Source organism: Pseudomonas sp. PvP001, assembly GCF_040546375.1.
Lineage (GTDB): Bacteria > Pseudomonadota > Gammaproteobacteria > Pseudomonadales > Pseudomonadaceae > Aquipseudomonas > Aquipseudomonas coleopterorum.
This window is the reverse complement of sequence record NZ_JBEPNQ010000001.1, coordinates 869,082-879,972: the sequence shown is the minus strand read 5'-3', so window position 1 is coordinate 879,972 and position 10,891 is coordinate 869,082. Positions and strand designations below refer to the sequence as shown.

The window sequence follows — 10,891 nt, the reverse complement described above, 5'->3', positions numbered from 1 at the left end:
GGTGTCCTTGTTTCAGAGCCTGAATCGGGACTGAAGTCAGCGGGGACTGAGCTTCGACGCCACCCGTATGGATTGTGCGCGGCAATGAACAGACCCGGTGGGGAAGGTCATGATCTGTGCGTTGCCAAGGTTTGGACGCTGCCGAAGCTGCGCTCGTTCAACTTTCCCCGAGCGACCGTCCGGCACTGCATGGGAACTCCATGGAGGGCCTGAGGGCATAGCTTCATAGGCCTGATCCCGTCGTCGTATCACGCAGGTGCTATCCCTTGATCTTGACCAGTGTGCCTGCGGGCGCCGGGAGCGACGACGATGATTCTGGTCACAGGCGGTACGGGTTATATCGGCGCGCAGGTCGTTTTGCAGTTGTTGGGCCACGGGCAGACGGTGGTCATTCTCGACAACCTGTGCAACAGCTCGCGCACCAGCCTGGAACGCATCGCCAGGCTGGGCGGACGGCGGGCCCGCTTCGTCTTGGGCGACGTGCGTAATCGGGCGCAGTTGGACGCGCTGTTCGCCGACTTTCCCATTACCGCGGTGATTCACTGTGCGGGGTTGAAGGCGGTCGGCGAAAGCGTCCGCGAGCCGTTGCGCTACTACGACAGCAATGTCGGCGGCAGCATCACGCTGTGTCAGGCCATGGCGGCCGCTGGGGTCTTTACCCTCATTTTCAGTTCGTCGGCGACGGTCTATGGCGACAGTCCGCGGATGCCCATCGACGAACGCTGTGCGACCGGGCTGCCGACCAACCCCTACGGTTTTTCCAAACTGATGGCCGAGAACGTCATGACCAGCCTGGCCGCGTCCGATGCGCGCTGGTCGGTCGGGCTGCTGCGCTATTTCAACCCCATCGGTGCGCACGATTCCGGTGAGTTGGGCGAAGCGCCTGCGCAGGTACCCAACAACCTGCTGCCTTACCTGTTGCAGGTGGCCAGCGGGCAGCGGGACGTGCTCCACGTGTATGGCAACGACTACGCCACGGTGGATGGCACCGGGGTGCGTGACTACGTGCACGTCATGGATTTGGCCGAGGGGCACTGGCTGGCCTTGCAGGCCTTGATGGGGGGCAGCGGGGTGCAGATCTGGAACCTGGGGACGGGGCAGGGCTATTCGGTGTTGCAGGTGGTCGATGCATTCACGCGCACGTGCGGGGTGTCCGTGCCGCTCGTGTTCGAGCCCCGGCGCGCGGGTGACGTTGCCCAGTGCTGGGCCGATCCGGACAAGGCGCGCCGTGAACTGGGCTGGCAGGCCCGACGCACCCTGGAAGACATGTTGCGCGATGCCTGGCGCTGGGAGTGCCGATTGGCAGCCCAACACCGCCCCATCCTTTACACCACGCGCATTATCCCCGTAGCAGCGGCGCAAGCCGCGTCCGAATTAGCCGCGGTGTGACAGCTTGACCGCATGTATCGCCGACGCGGCTTGCGCCGCTGCTACAGGGATTTTGGCGTGACGGACTGCCGCGGTGTGTCGCACACACTGCGGCAATCGGATTTACAACACCACGCTCGGCAGCCACAGCGAGATGGCGGGGATGTAGGTGACCATCATCAACACCAGGAACAGCGCCAGGTAGAACGGCAGCAACGCCTTCACCGTGGCCTCGATGGTCACCTTGCCGATCGCCGCACCGACGAACAGCACCGCGCCCACCGGTGGTGTGATCAAGCCGATACCCAGGTTGACCAGCATGATCATGCCGAAATGCACCGGATCCACGCCCACGCTGACGACCACGGGCAGCAGGATCGGCGTCAGGATCAGAATCAGCGGCGCCATGTCCATGATCGTGCCGAGCATCAGCAGCATCACGTTGATGCACATCAGCACCACGTAGCGGTTGTCCGACAGGGTCAGGAACGCCGTGGTGATCTTCATCGGGATTTCCATCAGCGTCAGGATGTAGCCGAAGCTGGCAGCGAAGCCGATCAGAATCATCACGATGGAAATGGTCCGTGCCGCCCGGTGCATCAGCTTGGGCAGATCGCGCCATTTGTAGTCGCGGTAGATGAACATGGTCACGAAGAACGACCAGAGCACGGCGATGGCCGCCGACTCGGTCGCGGTGAACACGCCCGACAGGATACCGCCGAGAATGATCACCAGCGCCATCAGACCCCACAGCGCTTCACCGGCGATCTTCAGCGCCTGGCGCATCGGGATCACTTCGCCCTTGGGATAGTTGCGCTTGCGCGCAAAGATCATGCACAGGCCCATCATCACCGCGCTGAGCAACAGCCCCGGCATGACCCCGGCCATGAACAGCGAGGCGATCGACACCGAGCCACCCGCGGCCAGCGAGTACAGCACCGAGTTGTGGCTGGGCGGCGTGAGCAGGGCCTGTACCGAGCCGCTGACCGTCACCGCCGTGGAGAAATCGCGCGGATAACCCGCACGCTCCATTTCCGGAATCAGCACCGAACCCACCGAGGCGGTGTCGGCCACGGACGAGCCGGAGATGGCGCCGAAAAAGGTCGAGGCGACGATGTTGACCAGCGACAGTCCACCGCGCACGAACCCCACCAGCACGCCGGCGAAGGCCACCAGCCGTCGCGACATGCCGCCCTCGGCCATGATCGCGCCGGCGAGCACGAAGAACGGAATGGCCAGCAACGAGAACTTGTTGACCCCACCGGCGATCTGGATCATCAGCGCGTCGGCCGGGATCTCGATCCACCAGGCCCCGATCAAGGCCGACAGGCCCAGCGCATAGGCCACCGGCATCCCCACCAGGATCAGGGCGATGAAGCTGCCCAACAGTATGAGAGCATCCATTTACGCAGCACCTTCACTGGCTTCAACGACGTCGAACCGCATTACGGCGCGGTGGCTCTGGTCACCCAGGAAGAGCTTTTCCAGGATGAACACCAGGGTCACGATGCCGCCGAGCGGGATGGGCAAGTAGGAAATACCCACTCGCAGGGAAGGAATCTCACCCAGGTATTGGTTCCAGGTGTTGGCGCACAGCTTGAAGCCCTTGACGATCATGAACAGCGCGACCACCGCCATCAGGATCTGCACGGCCACCGCCGCCACCCGGCGCGCCTGCGCCGGCATGCGTTCCACCGCCATGGCCACGGCCATGTGCGCGCCGGCGCGGTAGCTGGCCGCCGCGCCGAAGAAGGTGAACACCACCATCAGCAGGATCGCCACCGGCTCCGGCCAGCTGGAACCGCTGCCCAGCGCGTAGCGGGTGAAGATGCCCCATGGAATGATCAGGGTCATGGTCAGGACCGACAAGCCGGTGATCCCGATGCAGACCCGGTACAGCAAGTCGTTCAAACGCAGCACAGTGTTTTTCATGAGGCTCACCCAGCGGCGGGGGAGCGGGCGACTGCCGGCTCCCCCTTGGTGTTGACGGACAGGCTTACTTGACGGCTTCGATGCGGGTGATCAGCTCTTTGTACGGCGCGCCGTACTTGTCCCGCACCGGTTGAGTGGCGTCGTAGAAGGCTTTCTTCTGCTCTGGCGTCAAGGTGATGAACTCCACGCCACCGGCCTTGAGCTTGGTTTCCGCCTCGCTGGATTTCTTGTCCCACAGCACGCGCTCTTCCATCTGCGCTTCGCGGGCCAGCTTCTTCACCAGCGCCTGTTGTTCCGGGTTGAGCTTGTTCCAGGTGCCTTTCGCAATCACGATGGGCTCGGGGAGGATCAGGTGCTCGGTCAGCGTGTAGAACTTGGCGTTCTGGTAGTGGTTGTGTTCGAGCAGGGTCGGCGGGTTGTTCTCCGCGCCGTCGATCACGCCGGTCTGCAGGGCGCTGAAGATCTCGCCGGTGGCCATGGCGATGCCATTGCCGCCCATCGCATTGATGGTGTCGATGAACACCGGGTTGCCCTGTACGCGGATCTTCATGCCTTTGAGGTCGCTGATCTGACGTACCGGCTTCTTGCTGTAGAGGTTGCGCGTGCCGCCATCCATCCAGCCCAATGCCACCAGGTTGAATTCGGAATTGGTGATCTTGTCTAGAATCTCCTGGCCGATATCACCGTCGATGATGCTGCGCATGTGCGCCTGGTCACGGAAGATGAACGGCAGGTTGAACACGTTCACGTCCGGCACCACCGGGCCGACGATGCCTAGGCTGACCCGGGTCATCTGTATAGCGTTGCTCTGAACCTGCTCGACCACTTCTTTCTCGGAACCCAGCACACCACCGGCGAACATCTTGAAGGTGATCTCGCCCTTGCTCTGTTCTACGAGTTTCTTGCCCATTTCCTGCTCGGCCACCACCGGCGGATAACCGGCCGGGTGCACTTCGGCGAACTTGATGTTGATCGCGGCCTGCGCCAGCCCGGACAGGCAGAAGGCGAGCGGGAGTGCTGCTACGAGTAACGTGCGTTTGAAATCCATGGATAACTCCAGCGTTGTTGTTGTTTTGGTGTCGCAAAGGATTCAGTTGTCGCCAAACGGTCCGGCAGCGACGAAGGCGCCACCCTGATAGACCATGGCCGGATCGTCGGCGGCGGGCATCGGTTGCGCGTCGATCTTGTCGCGGAACACTTCCGAGCTGTCCTTGGGGGCGAAACCCAGGTGCGCGGCATAGCGGTTGTCCCACCACACATCGCGGTTGGCCGAAGCGCCGTAGACCACGGTGTGGCCGACGTTGGGGGTGAACAGGCTCAGTTCGATGAGGCGGGTCAGGTCGTCGAAGCTGAGCCAGGTGCTCATCATTCGACGGTTGGCTGGCTCGGGGAACGAGGAGCCGATGCGGATGCTGACGGTTTCGATGCCGTAGCGATCGAAGTAGAAGGTCGCCAGGTCCTCGCCGTAGGACTTGGACAGCCCGTAGTAGCTGTCCGGACGCCGCGGCGAATGGGCATCGATGGTTTCATCCTGCTTGTAGAAACCGATCACATGATTGGAGCTGGCGAACACCACGCGCTTGACGCCATGCCGGCGCGCCGCTTCGTAGATGTGAAAGACCCCGCAGATATTAGGGCCGAGGATGTCTTCGAACGCATGCTCCACCGATACGCCGCCGAAATGCACGATGGCGTCCACGCCTTGTACCAGTTCGTGCACGGCCTGCTTGTCGGCGAGATCGCACAACTGGAATTCTTCGGAGGTGTCGGAATGGGTGTCGGTAGCGGCGGGAAGGGGGACGATATCGGAGAGCCGCAGGGTGCGGGCGAAGGGTTTCAGACTTTCTCTAAGCACCTTCCCCAGACCACCGGCGGCGCCGGTCAGGAGAAGGCGATTGAAGGGATTCTGGACGGTGTGAATGCCTGTCATGAGCGAGTCCTTTTGTCGTTATTGTTTTTGTCATCTGTTGTCGTATGACTTGGCTCGGATTATCGACAGCTCTTGACGATCTTGTCAACGCGACTAATGTCGAAAGCCGCGCGTGAGCTCAGCCGTTGCCGACAGGCGGGTGACTGCCAGGGTCTAGAGGCGAATCCAACGCTGGCGCATCCAGCCACTCAGGGCATCCACCCCCAGCACGAGCAGCAGCATGGCCAGAATGAGCGTGCTGGCGCGCGCTTCCTGGAACAGACTGAGGCTGACATAGAGCATCTGTCCCAGCCCGCCGGCACCGACGAAACCAAGGATGCTGGCCATGCGAATGTTGTTTTCCCAGCGGTACAGGGTATAGGCCAGCAGCTGAGGCCAGAGGTTAGGCAAGGTGCCGTAGCAGAACGCCAGCCAGGCGTTGCCGCCCTGCAGGCGGATCGCGTTGGCAGGTTCGGGCGGGGTGTTTTCCAGCGCTTCGGCGAACAGCCGGCCGAGCACCCCGGCCGTGTGCAAGGCCAGCGCCAGGGTGCCGGCGTTGGGCCCGAGCCCGGCAGCCAGCACCATCAGCACCGCCCAGACCAGCTCGGGTACCGCGCGCAGGGCATTGAGCAGCAGCTTGGCCAGGCCCTGCAGGGGCCAGCCCAATCGGCCGGCAGCGGGAATAGCCAGCAGCAAGGCGGCGATTGCGGCCAGCAAGGTGCCCAGGGCCGACATCGCCAGGGTCTCCAGTGAGGCATGGCCCACGGCCCACAGGTGTGCGGCGGTGAAATCCGGAGACAGGAAGCGCGCCGCGTAACGGGCCATGTGACCCAGGCTGTCGGCATCGCCCAGGTTGAATGGGTTCAGGCCCAGATAGGCGAAGGAGGCCACCACCGCCAGGATGATGGCCAGTACCAGTGCCGCATTGCCCAGGCGCCTCATGTGAAACGCCCTCTCAGCACCCGGCTGAGCAGGTCGGCGAACAGCACCAGCACGATGAACGTCAGCAGGATGCTGGCCACTTCGGCCGAAGCGAACATGCGCATCGACAGGTCGATCTGTTGACCCAGCCCACCGGCACCGACGAAGCCCATCACCACCGAGGCGCGCACTGCGCACTCCCAGCGGTACACCGTGTACGACATCAGTTCGGCCGCCGCGGCCGGAAGCGTGCCATAGGCGAACGCGGCCAGGCGCCCGGCGCCGGCACGCATCAGGGCCTGGGCCGGACGTTGATCGACCGACTCGTAGATCTCGGCATACACCTTGCCGAGCATACCCGCGTAAGTGATGGCAATCGCCAGCACACCGGCGGTCGGGCCCAGGCCCACGGCGCGGACGAACAGCAGAGCCCAGACGATCTCCGGCACGCTGCGCAGAAAGATCAGCACGCCACGCACCGGCCAGCGCACGCAGGTGCCCGCCCAGCCAGGGCGAGCGCCGATGCTGGCCGCGGACAGCGACAAGGCGCGGCTGGCCAGCAGGCTGGCGGGCACCGCAAGCACCAGCGCCAGAAACATGCCCGCCGTGGCGATGGCCAAGGTCTGCAAGGTTGCGTCCCACAGCAGCGCCAGAAAGTCCCGGTCATGGGCCGGCGGCCAGAAACCGGCCAGGAAGGCACCGGTGGATCGGCTGACGGCCGGATCGAACAGCACGCCTGGGTTCAGCTCGGCCAGACGGATGCCGGGCCACAGCAACAGTACGGCCAGGGCGGCCAGCAGCAGCCGCGGCAGAGCGGCCGGATCGCGGTGGTGCCGAATCAGCATCGCGGCAGCCAGGGCGTCGCGGTGTCCGCTGTCGTGGGGGCAGGGCTCAGCTGCGCGTTGGCATACAGGTCATCCAGGCGCTGTGGGGTGACTTCGGCAGCGCTCAGGTCGAAGGCGATCCGGCCGTCGCGCACGCCGATGATCCGCGGGAAGCAGGCCAATGCCAGCTCCACCGTGTGCAGGCTGGCCACCAGGGTGACGCGCTGTTCGCTGGCGTGCTGGCAGAGCAGGTCCAGGGTATGCCGGGCCAGCCTGGGGTCCATCGCCGAGACCGGCTCGTCGGCCAGCAACAGCGCTGGCTGTTGGTACAGGGCGCGAGCGATGCCAACGCGCTGCAATTGCCCGCCCGACAGCTGCTGGCATTGGGCGAACAGCTTGTCGTCCAGGTCCAGCCGCGCCAGCAGCGCACGGGCGCCGGCAATGTCCACCGGATGCAGGAGGTTGAGCAGGCTCTTGCCCAGACCCCATTGCCCCAGCTTGCCAGCCAGCACCGCCGTGACCACCCGTTGCCGGGGCGGCAGCGGCGGCGCCTGATGGATCAGACCGATGCGCGCCCGCAGGCGCTGTCGCGCGCGACTGCTCAGCTGCCAGGGCTGCACGCCCAGCACCGCCAGCTCGCCAGCGCTGGGCTGCAGGGCGGTCGCCAGCACATTCAGCAAGCTGGACTTGCCGGCGCCCGACGGGCCGATGATCGCCACGCGCTCCCCGGCGGCGATGTTCAGATGCACGTCGCGCAGGGCCTGTACCCCGTTGCGGTGGCGCAGGTCGACGGCCGTCAGGCGCAGGGTCATTTCAACAGATCGGCAGCGCGGGCGGCGTCCTCGATGCCCTTGTAGTTCTCAGGCTTGGTGGGGATGAAGCGGCTGGCTGCCTGCAGGTCGAGGATCGCCTTGTCTGCGGGCTTGGCCGGATCGAGGGCGAGGAACGCCTGCTTGAGCTTTTCCGCCAGCGCCGGGTTGAGGGTGCCGCGCACGGTCCAGTTGTAATCGAAGTAGGTCGGCGTGGTGGCAAACACCTTGACCTTGTTGGTGTCGACCTTGCCGCTGTCGACCAGCTTCTGCCAGACGCTGGCATTGAGCACGCCGGCATCGACCTTGCCTGCCTGCACCCACGCCGCGGTGGCGTCATGGGCACCGGAGTAGGCGACTCGGCTGAAATAGGTTTCCGGCTTGATGTTGTCCTGCAGCATGAAATAGCGCGGCATCAGGCTGCCGGACGTCGACGAGATCGAGCCGAAGGCGAAGCTCTTGCCCTCGAGGTCGGCCAGCGACTTGACGTTCGGATCGCTGGTGATGAATTTGCTGGTGAACTGGGCATCCTGCTCACGCTGCACCAGGGGAATGGCGTTGCCGGTTTTCTGGTTGACCTGGACGAAGGTGAAGCCACCCAGCCAGGCCATGTCCAGACGATCGGTGGCCAGCGCCTCGACCACCGCCGGGTAGTCGGCCACCGGCACGAACTCGACCTTCATGCCGGTCTGCTGCTCGAGGTACGCACCCAGCGGCTTGAACTTGCGCAGCAGTTCGGTGGGCGCCTCGTCGGGGATGGCGGACACCCGCAGAACGTCGGCGGCGAAGCTGGTGACCGCGCTGGCGCACAGGGCAAGGCCGGCAACCAGTGACAGGGAGCGCTTGAACATGGTGGGTCTCCGAAAGGTGGCGCAAGGCGCGCGGGCCAGGCCCGGTACGCGAGGATAGAAAAGGCGCGATTATAAGAGTCACTGCAGGAAAGGCCAGCTTTGATAGACTTCGCAGCCTGTTTCCCGGACCTCGAGAAGGCTGCCATGAATTCGCCCATCCGTTTGACCCAATACAGCCATGGTGCCGGTTGCGGCTGCAAGATCTCGCCCAAGGTCCTGGAAGTGATCCTGGCCGGCAGCGGCGCGCAGAACCTGGACCCCAGACTGTGGGTCGGCAATGCCTCGCGCGACGATGCTGCGGTGTACGCGATCGACGAGGAACGAGGAGTGGTGTCCACCACCGATTTCTTCATGCCCATCGTCGATGACCCGTTCGATTTCGGGCGCATCGCGGCCACCAACGCGATCAGCGACATCTACGCCATGGGCGGCGATCCGTTGATGGCCATCGCCATTCTCGGCTGGCCGGTCAACCTGCTGCCGCCGGAAGTGGCTCGCGAAGTGATCCGCGGCGGCCGCGCGGTGTGCGACGCCGCCGGCATTCCGCTGGCCGGCGGGCATTCGATCGACGCCCCCGAACCCATCTTCGGCCTTGCGGTGACCGGCCTGGTCGACAAGCGCCACATGAAGCGCAACGACACCGCCCAGGTCGGCGACCGCCTGTACCTGACCAAGCCGCTGGGCATCGGCATCCTCACCACCGCCGAGAAGAAATCCAGGCTGCGCGACGAAGACGTCGGCGTGGCCCGCGACTGGATGTGCACCCTGAACAAGCCCGGCAGTCGCTTCGGCAAACTGGCCGGGGTCAGCGCCATGACCGACGTCACCGGTTTCGGCCTGCTCGGGCACCTGGTCGAGATGGCCGATGGCGCGCAGCTCACCGCACGCCTGGACTACGCCGCCGTGCCGCGCCTGCCTGGCATCGATCACTACCTGCGCGAGGGCTGCGTGCCCGGCGGCACCCAACGCAATTTTGAAAGCTACGGCGATCGCATCGCTGCCCTGACCGATGAGCAGCGTGACCTGCTCTGCGACCCGCAGACCAGCGGCGGCCTGCTGGTCGCGGTCAGCGCCGCCGGCGAGGCCGAGTTCGTCGCCCTGGCCGCGGAACTGGGCCTGCAACTGGCACCCATCGGCAGATTGATCGAACGTCTGCCCCATGCGGTCGAGGTGATCTGATGCGTGACAACAGCAGCGACTACCGCGCGTTGTTCCTGGGCGATGTGCCGATGATGGATGCCCGCGCGCCGGTGGAGTTCGACAAGGGCGCCTTCCCCGGTGTGCACAACCTGCCGCTGATGGACGACCTGGAACGGCAGAAGGTCGGTACCTGCTACAAGCAGCACGGCCAGGAGGCGGCCATCGCCCTGGGCCACCGCCTGGTGTCGGGCGACATCAAGGAACGCCGGATCGCGGCCTGGGCGGCATTCGCCAAGGCCAATCCGCACGGCTACCTGTACTGCTTCCGCGGCGGCCTGCGATCGCAGACCGTGCAACGCTGGCTGCAAGAAGCCGGGATCGACTACCCGCGAGTGCTGGGCGGCTACAAGGCCATGCGCAGCTTCCTGCTCGACACCCTCGAACAGGCGGTGGAGCAATGCCGGTTCGTGGTGCTGGGCGGCATGACCGGCACCGGCAAGACCGACGTACTGGCGCAGTTGAGCAATGCCCTGGACCTGGAAGGGCATGCCAACCACCGCGGCTCCAGCTTCGGCAAGCGCGCGACCGGGCAGCCGGCGCAGATTGATTTCGAGAACCGCCTGGCCATCGACGTGCTGAAAAAGCGCGCCGCCGGCATCGAGCAGTTCGTGCTCGAAGACGAAAGCCGTCTGGTCGGCAGCTGCAACGTGCCATTGTCCTTGCATCAGGGTATGCAGGGTTATCCTTTGGTGTGGCTGGAAGACAGCTTCGACAACCGTGTCGAGCGCATTCTGCGTGACTACGTGGTGGACCTGTGCGCGGAGTTCGTCAGCCTGCACGGCGAGGAGGGTCATGAGCTGTTTGCCGAGCGTCTGTTGCAAAGCCTGGATCGGATCTACAAGCGCCTGGGCGGCGAGCGGCATCAGCGTCTGCAGGGCCTGATGCAGGCCGCGCTGGACGAACAGCAGCGCAGTGGTCAGGTCGATCTGCATCGCGGGTGGATCGAGGGGTTGCTGCACGAGTACTACGATCCGATGTACGCCTATCAGCGTGAAAGCAAGGCGTCGCGGATCGAATTCGCCGGCGACCAGGCCGCCGTGGTCGACTACCTGCTCGAGCGCCTGGCCAGAGGCTGAG

11 protein-coding genes are annotated in these 10,891 nt (G+C 64.6%); 3 read left to right on the top strand and 8 right to left on the bottom strand.

Annotation, left to right across the window (positions count from 1 at the left end):
• Positions 1 to 309 precede the first annotated feature (309 nt).
• Positions 310 to 1,389, top strand: a complete 1,080-nt coding sequence (gene galE / locus ABMD26_RS04015) for a UDP-glucose 4-epimerase GalE (protein ID WP_354308162.1) — start codon at positions 310 to 312, stop codon at positions 1,387 to 1,389.
• Between the two features lie 102 nt (positions 1,390 to 1,491).
• On the opposite strand, the gene ABMD26_RS04010 is transcribed toward galE, so the two are convergent.
• The 8 genes from ABMD26_RS04010 to ABMD26_RS03975 form a co-directional block, all read right to left on the bottom strand.
• Positions 1,492 to 2,772: a TRAP transporter large permease gene (locus tag ABMD26_RS04010; RefSeq protein ID WP_049859016.1), complete on the bottom strand. Its 1,281-nt coding sequence runs from the start codon at positions 2,770 to 2,772 to the stop codon at positions 1,492 to 1,494.
• Positions 2,773 to 3,300, bottom strand: coding sequence for a TRAP transporter small permease (locus tag ABMD26_RS04005; RefSeq protein WP_134721442.1), 528 nt, complete (start codon positions 3,298 to 3,300; stop codon positions 2,773 to 2,775).
• Positions 3,301 to 3,364: 64 nt separating this feature from the next.
• Entirely contained in the window at positions 3,365 to 4,348 is a 984-nt protein-coding gene (locus ABMD26_RS04000) for a TRAP transporter substrate-binding protein (protein WP_134721441.1), read from the bottom strand.
• Positions 4,349 to 4,390: 42 nt separating this feature from the next.
• A complete protein-coding gene (locus ABMD26_RS03995) occupies positions 4,391 to 5,230 on the bottom strand; it encodes an NAD-dependent epimerase/dehydratase family protein (protein ID WP_134721440.1) in 840 nt (279 codons plus the stop codon).
• Between the two features lie 153 nt (positions 5,231 to 5,383).
• The gene (phnE, locus tag ABMD26_RS03990) at positions 5,384 to 6,151 is read right to left on the bottom strand and encodes a phosphonate ABC transporter, permease protein PhnE (protein ID WP_191999976.1); all 768 of its coding nucleotides are present in this window, start codon (positions 6,149 to 6,151) and stop codon (positions 5,384 to 5,386) included.
• A complete protein-coding gene (locus tag ABMD26_RS03985) occupies positions 6,148 to 6,975 on the bottom strand; it encodes a PhnE/PtxC family ABC transporter permease (protein ID WP_122741771.1) in 828 nt (275 codons plus the stop codon). The genes phnE and ABMD26_RS03985 overlap by 4 nt, the downstream gene beginning before the upstream one ends.
• The gene (locus ABMD26_RS03980) at positions 6,969 to 7,766 is read right to left on the bottom strand and encodes a phosphonate ABC transporter ATP-binding protein (protein WP_354308146.1); all 798 of its coding nucleotides are present in this window, start codon (positions 7,764 to 7,766) and stop codon (positions 6,969 to 6,971) included. The genes ABMD26_RS03985 and ABMD26_RS03980 overlap by 7 nt, the downstream gene beginning before the upstream one ends.
• Positions 7,763 to 8,614: a putative selenate ABC transporter substrate-binding protein gene (locus tag ABMD26_RS03975; RefSeq protein ID WP_354308142.1), complete on the bottom strand. Its 852-nt coding sequence runs from the start codon at positions 8,612 to 8,614 to the stop codon at positions 7,763 to 7,765. The genes ABMD26_RS03980 and ABMD26_RS03975 overlap by 4 nt, the downstream gene beginning before the upstream one ends.
• 144 nt (positions 8,615 to 8,758) lie before the next feature.
• On the opposite strand from ABMD26_RS03975, the gene selD reads away from it, so the two are divergent.
• Positions 8,759 to 9,793 (top strand): selenide, water dikinase SelD, encoded by a 1,035-nt coding sequence (selD, locus tag ABMD26_RS03970; protein WP_090357171.1) that lies wholly within the window; start codon positions 8,759 to 8,761, stop codon positions 9,791 to 9,793.
• Complete coding sequence (gene mnmH, locus ABMD26_RS03965) at positions 9,793 to 10,890, top strand: tRNA 2-selenouridine(34) synthase MnmH (protein ID WP_134721435.1); 1,098 nt, start codon at positions 9,793 to 9,795, stop codon at positions 10,888 to 10,890. Before selD ends, mnmH begins: the two co-directional genes overlap by 1 nt.
• Position 10,891 lies beyond the last annotated feature (1 nt).

Coding starts and splice junctions, on each gene's coding strand:
- galE (WP_354308162.1), top strand. CDS start 310: ATGATTCTGGTCACAGGCGGTACGGGTTATATCGGCGCGCAGGTCGTT.
- ABMD26_RS04010 (WP_049859016.1), bottom strand. CDS start 2,772: ATGGATGCTCTCATACTGTTGGGCAGCTTCATCGCCCTGATCCTGGTG.
- ABMD26_RS04005 (WP_134721442.1), bottom strand. CDS start 3,300: ATGAAAAACACTGTGCTGCGTTTGAACGACTTGCTGTACCGGGTCTGC.
- ABMD26_RS04000 (WP_134721441.1), bottom strand. CDS start 4,348: ATGGATTTCAAACGCACGTTACTCGTAGCAGCACTCCCGCTCGCCTTC.
- ABMD26_RS03995 (WP_134721440.1), bottom strand. CDS start 5,230: ATGACAGGCATTCACACCGTCCAGAATCCCTTCAATCGCCTTCTCCTG.
- phnE (WP_191999976.1), bottom strand. CDS start 6,151: ATGAGGCGCCTGGGCAATGCGGCACTGGTACTGGCCATCATCCTGGCG.
- ABMD26_RS03985 (WP_122741771.1), bottom strand. CDS start 6,975: ATGCTGATTCGGCACCACCGCGATCCGGCCGCTCTGCCGCGGCTGCTG.
- ABMD26_RS03980 (WP_354308146.1), bottom strand. CDS start 7,766: ATGACCCTGCGCCTGACGGCCGTCGACCTGCGCCACCGCAACGGGGTA.
- ABMD26_RS03975 (WP_354308142.1), bottom strand. CDS start 8,614: ATGTTCAAGCGCTCCCTGTCACTGGTTGCCGGCCTTGCCCTGTGCGCC.
- selD (WP_090357171.1), top strand. CDS start 8,759: ATGAATTCGCCCATCCGTTTGACCCAATACAGCCATGGTGCCGGTTGC.
- mnmH (WP_134721435.1), top strand. CDS start 9,793: ATGCGTGACAACAGCAGCGACTACCGCGCGTTGTTCCTGGGCGATGTG.